At 62.1% G+C, this 18,392-nt stretch carries 22 protein-coding genes; 13 read left to right on the top strand and 9 right to left on the bottom strand.

Annotated features, from left to right (window positions below; translation table 11 throughout):
• Positions 1-48: 48 nt before the first annotated feature.
• Both MTX34_RS16655 and MTX34_RS16650 read left to right on the top strand, forming a co-directional pair.
• Positions 49-1,020 (top strand): ABC transporter substrate-binding protein, encoded by a 972-nt coding sequence (locus MTX34_RS16655; protein ID WP_243595392.1) that lies wholly within the window; start codon positions 49-51, stop codon positions 1,018-1,020.
• A 102-nt stretch (positions 1,021-1,122) separates the two neighbouring features.
• Positions 1,123-2,601, top strand: coding sequence for a mannitol dehydrogenase family protein (locus MTX34_RS16650; protein ID WP_243610107.1), 1,479 nt, complete (start codon positions 1,123-1,125; stop codon positions 2,599-2,601).
• Here the strand turns inward: MTX34_RS16650 and MTX34_RS16645 are convergent.
• From MTX34_RS16645 to MTX34_RS16630, 4 genes are all read right to left on the bottom strand, one after another.
• Entirely contained in the window at positions 2,589-3,380 is a 792-nt protein-coding gene (locus MTX34_RS16645) for an acyl-CoA thioesterase II (protein ID WP_243610106.1), read from the bottom strand. The two genes, MTX34_RS16650 and MTX34_RS16645, sit on opposite strands and share 13 nt — an antisense overlap.
• Positions 3,381-3,460: 80 nt before the next feature.
• Positions 3,461-3,610 (bottom strand): hypothetical protein, encoded by a 150-nt coding sequence (locus MTX34_RS16640; RefSeq protein ID WP_243610105.1) that lies wholly within the window; start codon positions 3,608-3,610, stop codon positions 3,461-3,463.
• 5 nt (positions 3,611-3,615) lie between these two features.
• Positions 3,616-4,029, bottom strand: a complete 414-nt coding sequence (locus MTX34_RS16635) for a hypothetical protein (RefSeq protein ID WP_243610104.1) — start codon at positions 4,027-4,029, stop codon at positions 3,616-3,618.
• Positions 4,026-5,528: an SAM-dependent methyltransferase gene (locus MTX34_RS16630; protein WP_243610103.1), complete on the bottom strand. Its 1,503-nt coding sequence runs from the start codon at positions 5,526-5,528 to the stop codon at positions 4,026-4,028. The genes MTX34_RS16635 and MTX34_RS16630 overlap by 4 nt, the downstream gene beginning before the upstream one ends.
• 90 nt (positions 5,529-5,618) lie before the next feature.
• Between MTX34_RS16630 and MTX34_RS16625 the strand changes: the two genes are divergently transcribed.
• The 4 genes from MTX34_RS16625 (at position 5,619) to MTX34_RS16610 (ending at position 9,256) form a co-directional block, all read left to right on the top strand.
• Positions 5,619-6,122 (top strand): hypothetical protein, encoded by a 504-nt coding sequence (locus MTX34_RS16625; RefSeq protein WP_243610102.1) that lies wholly within the window; start codon positions 5,619-5,621, stop codon positions 6,120-6,122.
• A 510-nt stretch (positions 6,123-6,632) separates the two neighbouring features.
• Positions 6,633-7,094, top strand: a complete 462-nt coding sequence (locus tag MTX34_RS16620) for a Fic family protein (protein WP_243610101.1) — start codon at positions 6,633-6,635, stop codon at positions 7,092-7,094.
• A 776-nt stretch (positions 7,095-7,870) separates the two neighbouring features.
• Complete coding sequence (locus tag MTX34_RS16615) at positions 7,871-8,617, top strand: hypothetical protein (protein WP_243610100.1); 747 nt, start codon at positions 7,871-7,873, stop codon at positions 8,615-8,617.
• Between the two features lie 186 nt (positions 8,618-8,803).
• Positions 8,804-9,256 (top strand): hypothetical protein, encoded by a 453-nt coding sequence (locus tag MTX34_RS16610; RefSeq protein WP_243610099.1) that lies wholly within the window; start codon positions 8,804-8,806, stop codon positions 9,254-9,256.
• Between the two features lie 18 nt (positions 9,257-9,274).
• On the opposite strand, the gene MTX34_RS16605 is transcribed toward MTX34_RS16610, so the two are convergent.
• Positions 9,275-10,525 carry a TetR family transcriptional regulator C-terminal domain-containing protein gene (locus tag MTX34_RS16605; protein WP_243610098.1) on the bottom strand — a complete coding sequence of 417 codons (1,251 nt, stop codon included), beginning with the start codon at positions 10,523-10,525 and terminating at the stop codon, positions 9,275-9,277.
• Positions 10,526-10,698: 173 nt separating this feature from the next.
• Between MTX34_RS16605 and MTX34_RS16600 the strand changes: the two genes are divergently transcribed.
• The gene (locus tag MTX34_RS16600; protein ID WP_243610097.1) at positions 10,699-10,959 is read left to right on the top strand and encodes a LuxR C-terminal-related transcriptional regulator; all 261 of its coding nucleotides are present in this window, start codon (positions 10,699-10,701) and stop codon (positions 10,957-10,959) included.
• A gap of 4 nt (positions 10,960-10,963) precedes the next feature.
• Here the strand turns inward: MTX34_RS16600 and MTX34_RS16595 are convergent, their stop codons facing one another.
• Positions 10,964-11,617, bottom strand: a complete 654-nt coding sequence (locus MTX34_RS16595) for a DedA family protein (RefSeq protein ID WP_243610096.1) — start codon at positions 11,615-11,617, stop codon at positions 10,964-10,966.
• An 87-nt stretch (positions 11,618-11,704) separates the two neighbouring features.
• On the opposite strand from MTX34_RS16595, the gene MTX34_RS16590 reads away from it, so the two are divergent.
• Positions 11,705-12,724, top strand: coding sequence for an SMP-30/gluconolactonase/LRE family protein (locus MTX34_RS16590; protein ID WP_243610095.1), 1,020 nt, complete (start codon positions 11,705-11,707; stop codon positions 12,722-12,724).
• A 145-nt stretch (positions 12,725-12,869) separates the two neighbouring features.
• Positions 12,870-13,415: a hypothetical protein gene (locus MTX34_RS16585; RefSeq protein WP_243610094.1), complete on the top strand. Its 546-nt coding sequence runs from the start codon at positions 12,870-12,872 to the stop codon at positions 13,413-13,415.
• Positions 13,416-13,439: 24 nt separating this feature from the next.
• On the opposite strand, the gene MTX34_RS16580 is transcribed toward MTX34_RS16585, so the two are convergent.
• Both MTX34_RS16580 and MTX34_RS16575 read right to left on the bottom strand, forming a co-directional pair.
• Positions 13,440-13,883 carry an SRPBCC domain-containing protein gene (locus MTX34_RS16580; RefSeq protein ID WP_243610093.1) on the bottom strand — a complete coding sequence of 148 codons (444 nt, stop codon included), beginning with the start codon at positions 13,881-13,883 and terminating at the stop codon, positions 13,440-13,442.
• Positions 13,884-13,928: 45 nt separating this feature from the next.
• The gene (locus tag MTX34_RS16575) at positions 13,929-14,270 is read right to left on the bottom strand and encodes a metalloregulator ArsR/SmtB family transcription factor (protein ID WP_243610092.1); all 342 of its coding nucleotides are present in this window, start codon (positions 14,268-14,270) and stop codon (positions 13,929-13,931) included.
• A gap of 107 nt (positions 14,271-14,377) precedes the next feature.
• Here MTX34_RS16575 and MTX34_RS16570 point away from each other — a divergent pair, with 107 nt between their 5' ends.
• From MTX34_RS16570 to MTX34_RS16560, 3 genes are all read left to right on the top strand, one after another.
• Positions 14,378-15,067, top strand: a complete 690-nt coding sequence (locus tag MTX34_RS16570) for a DUF998 domain-containing protein (RefSeq protein ID WP_243610091.1) — start codon at positions 14,378-14,380, stop codon at positions 15,065-15,067.
• A gap of 64 nt (positions 15,068-15,131) precedes the next feature.
• Complete coding sequence (locus MTX34_RS16565) at positions 15,132-15,710, top strand: DUF3558 family protein (protein WP_243610090.1); 579 nt, start codon at positions 15,132-15,134, stop codon at positions 15,708-15,710.
• A 5-nt stretch (positions 15,711-15,715) separates the two neighbouring features.
• Positions 15,716-15,943, top strand: coding sequence for a hypothetical protein (locus tag MTX34_RS16560; RefSeq protein WP_243610089.1), 228 nt, complete (start codon positions 15,716-15,718; stop codon positions 15,941-15,943).
• Between the two features lie 60 nt (positions 15,944-16,003).
• Here the strand turns inward: MTX34_RS16560 and MTX34_RS16555 are convergent, their stop codons facing one another.
• On the bottom strand, positions 16,004-17,377 hold the full coding sequence (locus MTX34_RS16555) for a dicarboxylate/amino acid:cation symporter (protein WP_243610088.1): 1,374 nt from the start codon (positions 17,375-17,377) through the stop codon (positions 16,004-16,006).
• A 320-nt stretch (positions 17,378-17,697) separates the two neighbouring features.
• Between MTX34_RS16555 and MTX34_RS16550 the strand changes: the two genes are divergently transcribed.
• The gene (locus MTX34_RS16550) at positions 17,698-18,375 is read left to right on the top strand and encodes a vancomycin high temperature exclusion protein (RefSeq protein ID WP_243610087.1); all 678 of its coding nucleotides are present in this window, start codon (positions 17,698-17,700) and stop codon (positions 18,373-18,375) included.
• Positions 18,376-18,392 lie beyond the last annotated feature (17 nt).

Here is an 18,392-nt window from a genome sequence, read left to right as displayed (position 1 = left end):
CAGCATCGAAACTCCCTCTATCGCAAACCCTTGACAAGAAAGTCGACCATGATCACATCACGCACCGCCGTCGTTGCACTGAGTGTCGCTTCGGTCTCCGCCATGTTCCTGGCGGGTTGTTCGTCCGACTCCGGAAGCGGTGGCGGCAGCGGCAACATCGCCTTCATTCAGGGCGTCAGCGGCGACGAGTTCTACATCAGCATGCAGTGCGGAATCGAAGCTGCGGCGAAGGATGCAGGCGTCACCGTCGATACGCAGGGCCCGGTCAAGTTCGATCCCACCCTGCAGAAGCCGATCGTGGATTCGGTTGTCGCATCACGGCCTTCGGCGATCCTCATCGCGCCCACCGACGTGGCCGCCATGCAGGCGCCCCTCGAGGCAGCCTCCAGGGCGGGTATCAAGGTCGTTCTCGTCGACACCACCCTGGAAGACCCGTCCATCGCGGTCTCCTCCATCTCGTCCGACAACAAGGGCGGTGGGGCCGAGGCGTTCAACGCGATCGAGCGGCTGAGCCCGGCCGGCGGCAAGGTGCTCGTCATCTCCACCGATCCCGGGATCTCCACTGCCGACGCCCGAGTGGAGGGCTTCGAGGAAGCCGTCGGTGCCAACCCGGCCTTCGACTACCTCGGCGTGCAATACAGCCACAACGACCCGGCCGAAGCTGCTCGTCTAGTCTCGGCCGCCCTGGCCAAGGACCCCGACATCACCGGCATCTTCGCCGCGAACACGTTCGCAGCCGAGGGCACCGCGACCGGAGTTCGGCAGGCGGGCAAACAGGATCAGGTCAAGATCATCGGCTTCGACGCAGGCCCCGCGCAGGTCAAGCAGCTTCGTGAAGGAACGGTGCAGGCACTGATCGCGCAGCAGCCCGACACCATCGGTACCGATGGCGTCGCGCAGGCGATGGCCGCCATCGACGACCAGCCGGTGACCGCCGAGATCTCGACCGGCTTCCACGTCATCACCGCCGACAACATCGATGGAGAAGGTGCGCAGTACGTCTACAAGTCGTCATGCTGATCCCTGACGTGTAACCCCTTCAGCTGCGGTGGTGCTCCTGGTGGCAGAACCTGCCCGGGAGCGCCACCGCGCACCACGTTCGTCCGACCCCGAGGACCTGTCATGATCGAGCTTCGTCGCAGCACATCGAAGGATCTGCCTGCGGGCGTCGCGAAGCCCGAGTACGACGCGGACGAACTGCACTGCGGCGTGGTCCATTTCGGGGTCGGTGCGTTTCACCGTGCGCATCAGGCCGTCTACTTCGATCGCCTTCTCGCCGCCGGTCATCTCGACTGGGCGCTGTGTGGAGTGGGAGTCCTGCCGGGAGACAGGCGAATCGGGGAGATCCTCGATGCTCAGGATCATCTCTACACCGTCGTGACCGTGGACCCCGATGGCCGACGCGACGCGCGAGTTGTCGGTTCGGTCGCGGACTTCGTCTTTGCACCCGACGATCCGCAGGGAGTGCTCGACCTGCTCAGCTCACCCGCCACGATGATCGTCTCGCTCACCATCACCGAGGCCGGCTACGGCGTGAACGATGTGACCGGAGTGTTCGAGCCGACCGATCCCGCGGTGCTCGCCGACCTCGAGGACCTCTCCACGCCGTCGAGTGTCTTCGGGTTTCTCACCGTTGCCCTCGCCACCCGCCGATTCCACGGAATTCCGCCGTTCACGGTGATGTCCTGCGACAACATCGTCCACAACGGAACGGTCACTCGCACCGCGCTGACGTCTTTCGCTCGCCACCACGACAGCGACCTGGCCGACTGGATCGATGCCACGGCCGCATTCCCCAATTCGATGGTCGACCGCATCACCCCGGTCACGACGGCCACCGTCGTCGACGACCTGCGACGTGACTTCGGCATCGACGACCGGTGGCCGGTCCAGTCGGAATCGTTCTCGCAGTGGGTACTCGAAGATTCCTTCTCGTTCGGTCGACCACCCTTCGCCGACGTCGGCGTGCAACTCGTGGCCGACGTCGCCCCGTACGAACACATGAAACTGCGTCTGCTCAACGGTTCTCATCAGGCCATGAGCTACCTCGGTATCCTGGCCGGCTACACCCACGTGCACGACGTCATGGCCAGTCCTGACCTGCGCCAATTCGTCGCGTCGTACATGCGTGCCGAGGCCGCCCCGACACTCGCGCCGGTACCGGGCATCGACCTCGATGCCTACATCGGGCAACTGCTGCAACGATTTTCCAGCCTTGCGGTTCGTGACACGCTCCAACGGCAGATCGTCGACGGCTCCGCGCGAATCCCGAAATTCGTTCTGCCGGTGATCCGCGACCGGCTTGCCGAGGATCGATCCGTCGATCACGCCGCCCTGGTCCTCGCCGGGTGGTGTGCGGTGTACGAGCGTGGGGACGTTCCGATGATCGACGCCGATGCCGAACGTTTGCAACGGTTGTCGTGGGAAGACCACGACAACCCGGGAGCGTTTTTGACCAACCGAGCGGTGTTCGGGGATCTTGTGTCCAGCCCGAGACTACGAGGTGCGTATCAGCGAGCCAAGCGTTCGTTGCAGGACGGCGGTGCGCGTGGCGCTGTGCGCCGGGTGCTGGAGCAGTCCTCGGCGGTTCAGACCTTGTAATAGACCACCTGGTGGCTGGTGGCCAGCAGACTCCCGCCCTCGGTCCACAGTTCGGCTGTCTGATCGAAATAGCCCTGATGGAACCGGCGCGCTCGTGCGGTGCCGAGGACGTACCCGTCGGCGTGCTGCTCGAGATCCTCGGGCGTCGCGAAGTAGTGGGTTGTCAACGAGATGGTGCCCGCTGGAACGTACTTGCCCAGCCGCTGAAAGATTCGTGGATAGAACACATCGCTCAGCGAGGTCAAGGCTGCGAAGTCCATCGGCCGCGGCGGTGTATCGCGGATCCAGAGAGTTTCGGTCGAGTCTGCGGACTCCTGTTCGCTCAGTGCACCTGCAACAAAACGCATCTCGTAGTTCTGAGCCCACGCGATGGCGTCGGGAAGACCGCCTTGTTTCGTGTCGGCGGGTGAGGGAACGTCAGGGACCGTCGCCTCGATGTTGTCCCAGGTGTCACGTCGTGCCCCGAACACCGCTGTAGCCGTGGTGGCCACCGCACCGTTCTGCGTCAGTTCGAGATACCAATGCTGGTTGCTTCGGTTGGTTCGCACCGGACGTGCGGAGATCTCGAATTCGCCTTCGGAGACGGGACCGGCGAAGTTGACCGTGAGCGAGACCGGTGATCCGAGGCATTCCGGGTGCAGTTCGATGGCTCGAACGAACGTTGCAGCAGTGAGGCCACCGAACGGGCCGACCATGTTGTTGTACGGCGCTGACGTACTGCCGCGGTAGGTCCCGTCGCCGATGGTCTCGAGGGCGACTGCTGTGTCGAACGGATGCATTGTTCTCCCGTAGGTCTCGATCGGCGTTCGTGCCGATTCAAACTATCCGGTCCATTCGGGTGGTTCACAGGGTGGCTCCCTTATGCAATGCGCATCAGGCCGGCGTGTTGCAGATCGAGAGAACTGTCCTCGATCACGGAGACCACGTTGACGAGCATCTCCAGATTGGGAAGCACAAGTTCGGCCCTCGTTGGGCGTTCCTGATACGCGGCGTAGAAGATGTGGGTCACGTCCGTCAGTTGCGAGAGTCGGCGTCTCGCAATCGACGGCCTCGCAATACATGGCGGCGCGACTTCTGCGAGTGGCCCGACAGCAGGTTGATGATTCCGGACAGCGTGAGGCTTCCGCCTGGATAGAGGAGGAGCCCGGGAGAAAAGATGACGGGTTGCGACGCGTCCTTCACCATGTACGCGGCACCGATACCCGTAAGGACGAGCCCGAAGACGGTGAGCAGTGCGATGGTTCGACGACTCAGACGGAACAATCGTGGCGAGATCAACGCTGCAAATCCGGCGAACACGCTGAGGAAAATGGACGATATGAGCAGCCAATCCCACCTCACGACGGTAGCCACGAGGAACATGACTCCGCCGATGAGTAGTAGCCCCAGCTCCGGAACGGGTTGTCGCTGAGGGGGATCGGCTGTCACAGTGTGCGTCCCCTCGCAAGATCGACCGCGCGAGTGAGCGAGTCTGCCTCGAACACTAGACCGTGCGCGGCCGCGGAGGTGGCGGAACGCTCCCGAAGAGCGGCGGGATCCGTTGCTCGGGCGATGGCCGAAAGGTCGATGCGTTGGAGAAGCTTCTTCGTTACCGGCCGCTTGCTGTCCCAGAATGCCAGAGCAGCAATGAGATCGGTGGTTTCAGGTCCGGTCAGTAGCGCGTGGGCGACTGCGCACGATGCGGGATCCTCGAAAGGGAGCAGGTAGGTGGCGTCGTCGAACACTGCCGGTGTGCCGTCGTAGGGGCCGACCATCCTGAATTGTGGAATCTTGTGGAACCCGGAGATCGCAATCTTGTACGGCGCAAACGTGTACGGCCCGACACCGAATATGCAGAACCGCGCGCGACGTCGGTAGATCGACGACTTCCGTCCGTCGAGCACGGCGGCGTTGTCGGTCAGGTACTTCCACAGCTTCGGCGCGCTGTCCGCCAGCTGCGCGGTGTCGTCACCGGTGTGCGATTGCGGAACGATCATCCACCTGGACACCGAGTTCAGCTTGTCCCGGTAGACATCGGTGCACTTGAACAATGGAAACAGGTAGTCGGGTTCGATGCTTACGCTGCTTCCCAGTTTGGTTTGTGGACCGCCGTTTTCGATCAACTCCATCACCGCGGTGGCGTCGTGCTTGATGCCCTGCCGCCAGGTGCGAGGGCTGGCACCGTCGAATTGCTTGCTGCGTCGGTAGGCCTCGACGTTCGCGACCAGTTGGCCGTCGACAACCCCGATTCTGTTGTCCGGTTGTGACGCGTCGACGCGCGGATATGTATGCGCGGTGTAGTCGGTCCTGCCCGGCCCGAGTTCGACCGTGAACCAGCAGGCATCGACTCCTGCGTCGAACCACTTCTTCGCATCGATCATTCGCAGACTCGAGCTGGTAACAGGAAGGCTGTGTCGAGCACAGTGCAACAGAACGTTTCGAGCTACCTGGGTTTTGCAGATCATCGCTACGGTCACCGGTCTATCGCTGAACTCGGTGACGAGTTTGATCCAAATGAATTCTGCGATATCGAAATTCGAGCTTCCAGTGATCGCGTCGATCCCGCGAGCGTTCTTGGTGTTCGCGCGGGAAGGGCGATTGATGGAATCGAGCGCCGACAGTTGTGAGTTGGTCACCCACGGTGGGTTTCCGATGACGAGAGTCGGGCCTGGCTCCGATGTCCAGTCGACATCACCCGCCAGGTCGAAGTCGAAGATCGACGCAGTGACTATCCTGCCGAATTGTGATGCGGAAGAGGCATACTCGGGCTGTACCTCGATCCCGACGCGCTCTGCTTCGGGATGACTCTGCGCCATCACCGACAGGAAGTTCCCGACACCGCAGGTGGGTTCGAGGATGCGAGTCCACCGTTGTCGAGGCAGTGTGTTCACCAACGCGCGCGCCAACTCGATCGGGGTCTGGAAGTCCCCGAACTCGTTGTTGGGCATCGATGCCTCCGGCAGTGGTGCGGACAGGTGCCGTCTGTGGCACAGGAGCATAGCCTGCGGAGCGACTCACAGGCACTAAAGTGGTTGTCGATGAAGTTCTCACGCGCTGCCCTGCTGCTGTCCAGTCTCGTCTTCATCGGTGTTCTCGCCTGGGTCGCCGTCACCGCGGGCGACGAGATACCCGCTCACTTCGACGGATCCGGTCAGGTGGATCGGATGGACTCGAAGCTTTCCTTTCTCCTCACGATGGGCGGCACCGGATTCGTCATGATCGGGCTGTTCGCGAGCGTCGGCTGGTGGCTTCCCAAGGTCCCGGCCCAGATGGTGAATCTGCCCAGTCGACGACTGCACGAGTACTGGACCTCCGCCGATAATCGGCCCGAACTGAATCGCAAGATGTCCGAGGACCTCGACTGGATCGGTGTCGCGACTGCACTGCTGTTCGCCTGGATATGCGTCGTTGCGGGTACGACCACCGATGCGTCGGTGAGCGTCTGGGTCTTCGTGGTGCCGACGGTGCTCTATGTGGTGGCGATTCTGGGATACGCGGCCTTCGTGTTCATGGGCAGTCGTTACCGTATTCCGAAGGACTGACTGCGTGGGGAGTGGACATGGGATGGAACCCGTTCGATCGTCGGTCGAAGGATCAGCGTGCGATCGACGACGCACTGGTCGATCTCGGCAAGCCGGCGTGGCGGGGAGCGCACGGCCACTTCGTTCGAGAGGCACTTACCTCCTGGCGTCTCGCCGCTACATCCACTGCGCATGATCCCCCGACTGCAACCAGGCTGGACAGAGTGCGCAAGGTCGTGGATCGGGAGCCGGCAAGTCGAGGACAAGCCGATATCGCAGAGCTCGAGAGCCTTCGAAAGACGGTCACGGGCAGTGTCGTCTACGTCGTCGCTGCTCTGGCTACTGCTATCGAGGGCCTTGCGGCATGGACGGCGGATGACGCAAGGCGGCACAGAAGCTCGGGGATCCCGGACGGCCTTGACGTGAGCGTGAGCCCGACATACCAAACCTTGGAGCAATAAGGCTTGGCTAGCCGAATTAGTTTCGCCCACAACACGGAACGCGTCGGCCGTTTTGGCAGACGTGCGCGCCATGGAAGCTGCCCTCGGGGAGGCTACGTCGATCGATGCATCGAGTGTCCTGGCAATGCACCATGCGCTGATGGAGCCCAGCGGCGACCCTCGACCAGGCCGGTGGCGAACCGAAGAGGTACGGATCGGGGGATCCGAGATCGGCCCGCACCGCGCGACATTCGTACCGTCGCGTCACGATCGGTGTCCGGCCGCGCTGGACGATCAATTCGCGGCCCGCTCGGACCTGCCGGTCATCCTTTACGTTGCCGTCACACATGCGCAATTCGAGACAATGCACCCGTTCACGGACGGAAACGGCTGCAGCGGCCCAGCGATCATCCACGGAATGCTCCGTGGAGTAGAGGTGACCGAGGGAGTGACTGTTCCGCTGTCGGCTGGATTGCTGACCGATACGGCCGGCTATTTCGCGAGCCTCGACGCCTATCGGAGGGGTGATGGAAAGCGATCGTGCGCAGTCTGACCGCGGCCACTTTCCATGCCGTCACCGGTGGCCGGCGGTGGGTCGACGACCTCGCTGGCGCAAGGTCCGAGTGCGCCGATCGGATTGTGGCACGTAGCGACTCGGTGGTGTGGCGACTCCTCGACGCACTGGTGGCGCAACCGGCTATCAACAACCTATATGTGCGAGGCACATTCGGGTTTCAGCGAGATCGCGGCACAGTGTGCGATGGACAAACTGGCCGAGGCCAAGGTTGTGCATCGGACGTGAAGGCCCGCCGAAACCGGGTGTGGCAGGCAGATGAGATCCTCGTTGCGCTCGACCACCGTGCTGACACATCAGGCCCACGTAGAGCACAAACGAGAAAATCCGTGCGTATGTCTACTGATATAGCGGACAATTCGGCTTGGGTGCTGCCGGGCGGCAACGGTAGGGGCCGCTACCGCACGCATCGCTTCCTGTGAATGCAGTCGGATCGAACCAACACGCAACCTCTGTCAGTCCAAGCCGTACTTGGTCCAGAGCGGAGTCCAAATGAGCCCGGGGAATGCTGGGTGCCGCATTGATTGCGGACGGTGCGTCTGGTGCGGCCTGGGCGAGTCCGGGGGTTGATCCCAGCGCTGCTGCGATGGCGACGCCCACGCAAAGTCCAAAGTGTCGGATTTTCATGGACGGACTTTATAACTCTGTTCTAAGATTCTGCAACTGCGGATATCTGATTCATTCAAACAGTTGAATTCTGGCAGAGCTAAAGGACCGTGTTGGATTTGGTATACCCCCGAGTTACAGTTCCGGCCATGCCAAGAAGACGCGGACCCGGTAGTCAGTTAGCGAATGCAAATAATCGGAGAGATCGTGAACTGCGGGAAAGCTCCGGCGACGGTTCCTACTGGGGGACTGTCCGTGCCGCCGAAATTTCGGCGGACGCCACGCGATACGCGGCAGACTTGGCAGATACGACAGCTACTTCCCTGGGGAATAGCTCGCGCAGCAGCACCACCAAGTCTTTAATAATCACATCTGCGCTGACGGTACTAGTTGCGATAGCCGGTATCGCCGGCACCTACTACGCAAGTACCAATGCAGCCGAGCGGGAGGCCGAAGGGCAAGCTTCCCGGAACCAGACTGACTATCTTCGGCAGCAGCGTACAGCCGCATATGTCGATTTTGCTGCGAGCATGCAGGATGTTCGGCTCAGAGCGGCAGAGGTCGCTCAATTGTTCGGGCGTGGCGAGTCACCAGATATTGCCGAGTACGACTCGGGGGTGCAGTTGTTACGAGATCAATTCGCGGAATTCGCGAAAGAGGAACTCCTAATTTCTTTCGTTGCATCAGAGGACGTCCGTAACAGTGCTACCGATTTCCAGATGGTGTTCGGAAACTACTTTGTAAGCCTGACTAGCGTCCGCGAGTTGGTTATGAGGCAGGCTACAGATATTCCTTTACCCGGGCCGGAAGTAGTTGAGCAAATCGCGTCATCGGCCTGCCGTTTCCAGGAGAGTGCAAGGGTGGATTTAGCAGGTGGAGTTAAAGGCGACTGCTGATCGACTACCGCAGGATCAAACCGCTTTCGCATTCGGGTGAACGGACAACGTCGGCGGTATTTGGCACCTGGCAACGTATGACCCGACCGCGACACTTTTCCGTTCGCTCATGGATGGGTTCCCCGGCGAAGTAGCTGTCGCGGATGGAGGCCGAGTCCTAGATACGGAATGCTTCGGAGGGCCGAGGTGACCGAGCGAGTGACGGTTCCGTTCTCGGCTGGATTGCTGACCGATACGGCCGACTACTTCGAGAGCCTCGACGCCTATCGGAGGGGCGATGTGGAAGCGATCGTCCGCAGTCTCACTGGGGCTACCTTCCATGCCGTCACCGGTGGGCGGCGGTTGGTCGACGACCTTGCAGCCGCCAGGGCCGAGTACGCCGAACTCACAAGGGCACGTAGCGACTCGGTGGTGTGGCGACTCCTCGACGCACTGGCAGCGCAACCGGTTGTCGATAGCGCTTATGTGCGAGGCACATTCGGGGTCAGCGAGATTGCGGCTCAGCGAGCGATCGACAAGCTGGACGAGGCCGGTGTTCTGCATCAGACGTCGAAGGGTCGCCGAAACCGGGTGTGGCAGGCAGATGACATCCTCGCTGCCCTCGACCACTTCGCCGACGGAATTCGGCGGGTTCGATGACACGGAGTCGGTCGGTGCTCAGTGCGTACCGAGTCCGTCGAGGAGAAGTTCACCGACAAACGTCGCGTTGTCCTGCGGGCTGTTCTGTCGTCGGGTGAAGCACCGCATCAACAGAGTGTTGGTGATGCCTGCCGAGAGATCGACTGGACCGAAGCTCTTTCGGAAGACACCGCTGTCCTGCCCTCGTGCGATGACCGGTGCGATGATCGCCGGCAGGTTGAGCTTCTCCTTGATCGAGATCAGTCCCTCCGGCTCGCCGTACGTGTCGTGTGCGACGGCGACGAGGAGAGCGTCCATGAATTCGAGTTCGTCGGCGGCGAGTTGCGCGCACCGCAGCATGTGATTCTGCAGAATCGTGAGCTCGTCGAGGCCAAGCAACTGGTCGTCGGCCACCGACTCGCGAAGACGATCGACTCGGCTCTGCAACGCCGCAACGATGACGGACGGCTTGGTCGGAAAGAGTGTCTTGCAGGCCGCCCTCGGCACTCCTGCGATATCGGCGACGTCGTCCATACGCGTCATGAAATAGCCACGCTTTCCGAACTCGTCACGGGCAGCGGTGACGATCGCAGCACGCGGATCACGAGGCATCGGCCGTTCCTCGACCGGCACTCCGCCGACGTCCCCCACGACATCATCGAGGTGCTGATGATGTCCCGACGTGTCGACGACGGCCCCGAGGAAGGCGAGCACCGCGTCGGACAGCACGTCTGCCGATACGGAAGCGGGGTCCACCTGACTTCGGATGCGAAATCCGTCGACGAGGGCATTGACCGTCACAGCGAACGATCGGGCCGTGAAGGGACGGCGAAAGGCCCCACCTTCGGGATCGAACAGTGCCTCGAACGCGTCCAGTAGGGCGTCGTCTCGAAGGCGGTAGCCGCCGGCGAGTGCCGCGGAAGCAGGTCCGCGGAAAACATGGTCGAGAAGAGTCGCAGTGGTGCTCTTCTGGTCGACGATTGCCGGAAAGTAGTGCGCAACGAGCGCCGACACCGCTGCGCGAATCGATGCGCCGCTGTTCGTCATCTGCGTGTGAACGGTGTCGCGAACGTCGGCGGGCAGGGGTGTTCGGGACAGATGCTCGACGACCGTGGTGAGGAAGTCGGATTTGGTGTTGAACTTGCGGAAGAACGTTGCTGTCGACGAGTCGGCCTCGTGGACGATGTCCTCGATCCGTAGTCCGCGCTCGAGAATCCTCTGCGGATGCGCGATCAACAATGCGATACCCGCCTCGACGAAGTGGGCGGCGGTCGCGTCGAGCTCGGTCATGGAGGCGGACTTTACCGAGGTGAGGCCGAGCTCGGCGGCGCAGGTGACAGCATTCACTCTCGGATGAGAGCAACCTAGGTCATTACTCGGAGTGACGCAGCGGAGTGAGTGCGGTGTCATTGGCCGTGCTCGCGCCACCGGGACAGCGGTGGTGCCCGACATCAAGGACCTCCATGACAGTGCTCGACATCCGCGTCGGAGACGCACCCGACCCACGGCTCAGCGCTCGCGAAGTAGAAGTGCTCACGACCTGGCTCATTTCGGATTCCAAAGCCGAGGCATCGCGCTCGCTCTATCTCTCGATGGGAACCGTCAACACACACCTGACTCGCATCAGAGCCAAATACACGGCAGTGGGGCGAACTGCTCCGACCAAAGCGACGTTGCTGGTGCGTGCTCTACAGGACGGGTTCATCGATATCGACGAGCTATGAGGATCTACTGCACCTCGACGCGCCTGGACTTCGTTTTCTTCACCACGAACCACGCGATCAACGCCACAACGATGCCGATGACGACGTACTGGAACACCGAGGCGTAGTTCTCCACGTAGTGCCAGTTCTCGCCGAGGAAGTAGCCGGCGAGCACGAAGATGGAGTTCCAGATCAGGCTGCCGAGCGTGGTGTAGAGGGTGAATTGCAGAATCGGCATCCGTGCCACTCCGGCCGGGATCGAGATGCCCGACCGGACCATCGGAATCATGCGGCCGAAGAACACGGCGGACCGGCCGTGGCGAGTGAACCAGTCCTCGGCCTTGGTCAGATCCTCCGTCCCGACGAACGGCATCTTCTCGACGATGGCATACATCCGATCGCGGCCGAGTTTGATGCCTAGCCAGTACAGGACGAGTGCGCCGATCACCGAGCCTGCCGTCGTCCAGAACACCGCGCTCAGTAGCGTCATGCCGCCCTGAGATGCCGTGAACCCGGCGAGGGGCAGGATGATCTCGCTGGGAAGGGGCGGGAAGAAGTTCTCCGCTGCGACGGCGATTCCGGCGCCTGGGCCGCCGATCGCCTCCATCAGACTCACTGCCCAACCGGCGATCCCTCCGAGGTCGCTGTCGGCTGCGGCAAGGGAGGAGAGATCACTCATGGTCTCGACTGTACGAAACTGGCGGACCGGAAACCTCTTCACCAGGACAAATGCCTGGAGAATGAGACATATGGAACACTCGGACGTGTGAACCGAGTCTCTCGTATCGCCCCTGCTGTTGCCGTCGCCACATTGTTGCTGAGCGCCTGCGGGTCCTCGGATACCGCGGAGCCGGCACCGACCACTAACAGTGATTCCTCCGCGCCGGCGTCGACATCACCGAGTTCGGGCTCTGCGACGGTCTACGACCTGCCCGGTAGCGCAGTGTTCCCCGAAGGCATCGCCGCCGCGGACGACACCTTCTATGTGACGTCCACGTCCGACGGCGCAGTGTTTCGTGGGACCGACGGCTCGCCGGATGTCTCGGTCTTCTTGCCGGGCGGCGCGGACGGACGCACCGCGGCCGCAGGAATCGACGTGACCGATGACGACGATCGCGCCGACTACTTGGTCATCGCCGGTGGAGCCACCGGCAAGGTGTGGGTGTACGACGCCGATTCCGGTGATCTGGTTGCCACCTTCACCAACGGGCTCGGTGCCGACGCGACATTCCTCAACGATGTCGCCATTGCCGACAACGGCGATGCCTACGTCACGGACTCGCGGAGCCCGGCGTTGTTCCGCATTCCCGTCGAGCAGATGACGGCCGGAACTCAGGACGCTCCGATGGAGACGTTCGTGAGTTTCGACGGCACTCCGTTCACGTACGGGGAGGGATTCAACGCCAACGGAATCGTCGAGAACGACGACGAATCGGCGTTGATCGTCGTGCAGTCCAGTACCGGCAACCTGTATCGCATCGACAAGACCTCGAAAGAGGTCAGTCAGGTCGACCTGGGTGGTGCGACGCTGACCAACGGCGATGGGCTCGAGATGGACGACGACACCTTGTACGTCGTTCGCAATCGCGACGGTCTCATCGCGACGGTCGATCTGGACGACGACGGCCGAACCGGCGCGGTCACCGGCGAGATCACGGACCCATCGTTCGCGTACCCGACAACCGTTGCGGCGATGGACGATCGGCTGTATGTGGTGAACAGTCAGTTCGACAAGCGTGGGGGAGAGCCCGTCGAGCCGTTCACCGTCAGTTCCGTACCGGAGTAGAGCGGCTTCGCCGCACGTGCACGGAAATTCGTAGCAGAGACCGAAGTTTCATTCACCACGATCAATCGGCGTCGATCTGGCTCAGGGCAGGTCGCAGCTTGTCGACCCGTTGTTCGGGCGGTGAAACTGTGCGACGGTGGGCCGCATGGAATCCGGCGCACGCATGGCTCCCGAAAAGATCGGCTCGATCATCGGAGCCGTTTTCGGACTGGTCTTCGTCTTCGTCAATTCGGATACGTTTTCGACGACGCTGACCATCGGGGTGCGCGTCGTCGCAGTGGTGGCGTTGGTCGCCGTGCTTCTTGCGGTGTGGCGAGTGCCTCCGGCCCCCGCACCGGAGGGCGGTACCCGCGGCGGCTTCGGCCGCGGGTACTGGGTTGTGGTCGCTATCGAGGTGGTTGCCATCTTCGGCGGTCTCGCGATCATCAACGGTCCACTCGATGCACCGCAGGCTGCGGTCGCCTGGATTTCGACGGTGGTGGGCGTGCACTTCGTCGCGCTCGCTCTGGTGTGGAAACTACGTTTCTTTGCCGGCCTCGGCGCGGCGTTGACAGTGCTCGGCGTGCTCGCCCTGATCCTCGCCGCCGCGGGTGCCGCCGACAGTTCGATCGACACGATCGGTGCAGTCCTGCCTGGTTTCTTGTTGCTCGGCTTCAGCCTGTGGGGGAGCAGTCGAGCGCTGATCGCATGACGGTCGCATCGCGACGCTGCACGATCACTCGGCGACGATGGCGTCGATCTGACCTAGCGCGAGACTCATGCCCTCTTCCATGCCCATCGCGACGAGCTCCTCGAGTTGTTGCGCGCTGTCGAATCGCGAGCGGATGGTCATGCGCGTTCTGCCGTCTACGTCCTCCAGAGTTACGACTGCGTGGGTGACGGGCAGCGTCGACGACGGATCGCCGGAGTCGTCGGCGAACCCGTCATCGAACGACAGAGTGGTCGGAGAAGAAATTTCGGTGAAAAGCCACCAGCCGGCGGCCTTTTCGCCGTCCGGCCCGGACATGTAGTACGACGCCTTGCCGCCCGGAACGAAGTCGTGCGAGACAAAGGTCGCAGGCCATGTGGGCGGGCCCCACCACCGTTCGAGCTGGCGCGGGTCCTCCCAGATCTGCCAGACGCGTTCGACTTTCGCGTCGAACTCCGCGATCACGGTCATTGTCAGGTTCTCTGCATCCTTGTGTGAACTGATGAACGGCACGATTCAGCCTTTCTCGTCCTGGGAAACAAGGTCATCGATCCGGTCGACGCGTTGTCGCCAGATCTCCTCGTAAATGTCGAGCAGTGCTCGCGCTCTTGCGATGGTGTCCAATCGAACTCGCACGATCTGCTCCCTGCCGCGCTTGTGTTTGGTGATTACTGCGGCGCGTTCGAGAACCGCGACGTGCTTCTGTACAGCGGCAAAGCTCATGGCGTAGTGAGCCGCCAACTCCGATACGGACCGTTCACCGACAGTGACCTTCGCGACGATGTCGCGCCGCGTCGTGTCGGCGAAGGCCTGGAACAGGCGATCGACCTCGGCATCACTCAACACATCTACAACCATGTGGTTGTACGTTATGCCTGCCTGTCATCGAGGTCAAGGGGTACTCCGGACTTTCAGGCACCATGGTGTGAGGACGGCGATCGACGCTTTCCGGAAGGGGAGTCGTTGTGCCGATTCGACCGGCCCTGATCGGCACCCTGTCGATCGTTCTGGGCGCACTCGTGGTGCTGGTTCTCGATCTTTACACGGCATGGCAGACGCCCTCCCATCTGCGCCGAACGATCAGCGAATACGGACTCGGCGCGCAGCAGTGGGTGTTCTCGATCGGCGTCGTTCTGCTCGCGTTCGGTTCGGCTCTCACTCTCGCCGTCGCACTCCGGCACCACCTCACTCGGCCCGCTTCCGCCGCGTCGATCGGCCTCGTGTTGTGGACCGTGGGACTTGTCGCCGTTGTCGCTGTGCCGAAGCAGGATTGGTCGAACGATGCGGCGCTCAGCATCGGGGGCACGATCCATCGACTCGGCGCGGCGGTCGCGTTCGTGAGCATCCCCGTTGCGGTGTTCGCGTTCTCTCGCCCGTGGATTCGAGACGGGGTGTGGGCGGTTCGTGCGCGAGTGACCATGGCACTCAGCGCGCTTTCGGTCGTGACTCTGCTCCCGATCTTCTATGCGCTCGCCGTCGGCGCCACCGGATCACGCCCGTGGTACCGAGTGGTCACCCTCGGCTATGTGGAGCGGGTGCTCGTCGTAGCCGAAGTGATCGCATTGATATCGCTGGCCCTGTGGGTGTGGGCGGCGGAACGCCGGAGCCTCGCTTCCGAGGGCGCACAGGAGATCAGAACCTCACAGACTGTCTAGGGAACCGATTGCGCTCGCGGCGCGTCCAACCGTTCAGTGACGTCTTCGTCGAGAGGTTGAACGAATGCGGCTACTGGGTGGGCACCGACTGGCGGTGCTCTGTGCTTCGGCAGTGATGCTGACCGGTTGTGCGGGCTCGACGCAGGAAACACCCGCCGCGAGTGAAGACTCCTCGGCGGCATCGACGACGGTGGTGGCCGGCCCGGAGCCATTCGATTTGTGCAGTATTCCCAAATCTGCAGTGACGGCGAGTGGGTTGGACGTCAGCACCGAGCGCCCGGACTTTGCAGGAATCACGACGTATCCCGGTTGGAAGGGCTGCACCTGGGATGGGGTAGCGCTGAACAGCTGGTACTACGTTGCAGTTCTGTCGTCTTTGGAGTCCGTCGACGAACTTCTGCTCAGCCCGTCGTTCGTACGCGGGGTGGACTTGAAATTGTCCGGGCGCACCGCAACTCAACTGCGCCACGCCGACGACATGCAGTTGGTCGGTTGCGCAGTCGCGTTCGGTACAGGCGATGGTCTTATCGTGCTCGACCTGCAAAAGAAGGGTTCACGCGACCTGGAGGGCGAACCGTGCACCGAGGTCAATCGACACGCAGTTGATTTGGAACCGTTCTTTCCGGCATCGATGGGACGCTGAAAACGATGGAGCAGTACGGGCTGAACCACAATCTCGTCCACTGGCGCGGACAACTTCAAGCGAAGTTCCATCGCCTGGCTGTTGGCGAAGAACGCTCCGCGCGCTTCGCGATCAAACAGCAGATCGAGATCATCAAGACGATGCGCGAGTTCTTTCAGCACTATTTCGCCAGTGTCGAGGCGTCGGATGCCGAGACTGCATCCACTGTCGAAGCGCTGACACCACCGCGTTAGACGCCGATTCCCGACGACCCAGGTGCTCGGTCGTCGGGAATCGCAAATCGACTTACCTTGTCAGCGAGCGAGTTCCACTTCCGCTTCCTCGTCGACGAAGGGGTCGCCGTTCCGCGGAGCGTTGTAGCGCTCGAGGTCGAGGATTCCCTCACGCTTGGCGACGATGGTCGGCACCAATGCCTGACCTGTCACGTTGACTGCGGTGCGGCCCATGTCGACGATCGGCTCCACCGCGAGCAGCAGGCCGACTCCGGCCAGAGGCAAGCCGAGTGTCGACAGCGTAAGGGTGAGCATGACCGTCGCACCCGTCGTGCCTGCCGTTGCTGCAGAACCGATCACGGAGACCACGATGATCAGCAGGTAATCGGTGATGGTGAGATCGATGCCGTAGAACTGAGCAACGAAGAGGGCCGCGATCGCGGGATAGATTGCAGCGCAACCATCCATCTTCGTCGTTGCTCCGAGTGGCACCGCGAACGACGCGTACTCGCGCGGTACTCCGAGGTTGCGTTCGGTGACGCGCTCGGTGAGCGGAAGGGTTCCGATCGACGAACGCGAGACGAAGCCCAGCTGGGTGGCAGGCCAGACGCCCGAGTAGAAGTTGCGCACCGAAAGGCCGTGGGCGCGAACGATCACCGGGTACACCACGAAGAAGACCACGGCCAGGCCGATGTAGATCGACACGGTGAACACGCCGAGCGAACCGATTGCGTCCCAGCCGTATGTCGCCACCGCGTTGCCGATCAGTGCCGCCGTGCCGATCGGTGCCAGGCGAATGATCCACCACAGCACCTTCTGCACGATGGCCAGCAACGAGGCGTTGAACGCGAGGAACGGCTCGGCCTTCTTGCCGACTTTCAGAGCGGCAATTCCGATGGCCGCGGCGATGACCAGCAACTGCAGGATGTTGAAGCTCAACGACGTGGTTGCGGTACCGCTCTCGGCGACCGTGGTTTTCGCGCCGAGTGCGAGGAAGTTGTTCGGCACCAATCCGGTGAGGAACGACCACCACGACCCGACACTCGATGGATCGCCCGCCGACTCGGCACCCGCGCTGGTACGCGAGCCCGGCTGCGCGACCAAGCCGATCACGATGCCGATGATGACGGCGATGAATGCTGTTATGGCGAACCACCACAGCGTCTGGATCGCCAGACGAGCAGCATTGGTGACCTCACGCAGGTTGGCGATGGAACTGACGATCGCCGTGAACACCAGCGGGATCACCGCGACGGTGAGAAGTTTGACGTAGCTCGAACCGATGGTCGACAGGGTTCCGACCAACCAGTTGTCGTTGCCGTCGGCGGCGTCGGGCATCGAGCGGGCGACGAGTCCGAGAACGACACCGAGGATGAGACCGGCAACGATTTGTGGACCGAACGCGGTTGCCCAGGTAGGGACACGGCGCGTTCGGGTAGCGCTGGGCGCAGACATGGATATGCCTTTCGAAAAGGGGAGTTGTCGACAGCGGTGAGCGACAGAAGTGCTGGTCGGCCGAATGGGCCGAACTTCAGAGGTTGCGGTCTAGAGGACCGTCAACAGGTAGCGCTGGCTTGCAGACGCAAGTCGACGTACCGTCGAGAGGTCAGCAGCGGATTCACTGACCGAACGGTACTCCGTCTCCGAACTGTGGAATCAAGCAGGGGCGGGCTCTGAGGGATCACTGTGGAATCGGTATGGGTGCGCCTCGGCGACGCTCGGACGCCGTCTTCGTGGGTTAGCTTGAGGTTTCTTCCCGCCGACGAAACGAGATCATGAGTACCGAATCGAAGCCCCGAGGATTGGCCGGACGTCTCGTTCGTGCCATCTGTGCGGTGGTCGCCGCCCTGGTTGCCGTCGTTCTGGCATCGGCCGGTTGGGTGGCATACGCGACGGCGGGGAAGGTGTACGACGTCGACGATGCGCCCGACGCGCCGGTGGCCATCGTCCTCGGTGCACAGGTGCGCGACGGCAAGCCGATGCGGTTTCTCTCCGGACGTCTCGACACTGCGATCGCGTTGATGGCGGCGGGAAAGATCAAGGCAATTCTGGTCTCCGGTGACGCAGACGGCAACTCCGGCAACGAGATCCAAGCGATGACCGACTACTTGGTCGAGCACGGAATCGACCCGAGCGTGATCATCGGAGACGATCACGGCATCGACACCTACGACACGTGCGCTCGCGCGAAGGAGACGTTCGGCGTCGAGCGTGGACTGATCATCAGCCAGCCCCTCCACGTGTCGCGAGCAGTGGCGTTGTGTGAGGACATGGACCTCGACGTCGACGGAGTCACGGCGGAGTGCATCGACTGCAATACCCTCGCGGTGGTGCGTAACTATGCGCGAGAGATGTTGGCGCGTCCCAAAGCCGTGCTGGATCTGTGGTCGGGTCGCGACCCTGTGGTGGTATCGCCGCCCGTCGATTCTCTCGCCGATGTCACGAACCGATGAGTGTGACCGTTCGAGTC

The organism is Rhodococcus sp. ARC_M5 (genome assembly GCF_022810405.1).
In the GTDB taxonomy this organism is placed as follows: domain Bacteria; phylum Actinomycetota; class Actinomycetes; order Mycobacteriales; family Mycobacteriaceae; genus Rhodococcoides; species Rhodococcoides navarretei.
The sequence above is the reverse complement of the archived record's forward strand: the minus strand, read 5'-3'. Positions and strand labels throughout refer to the sequence as shown.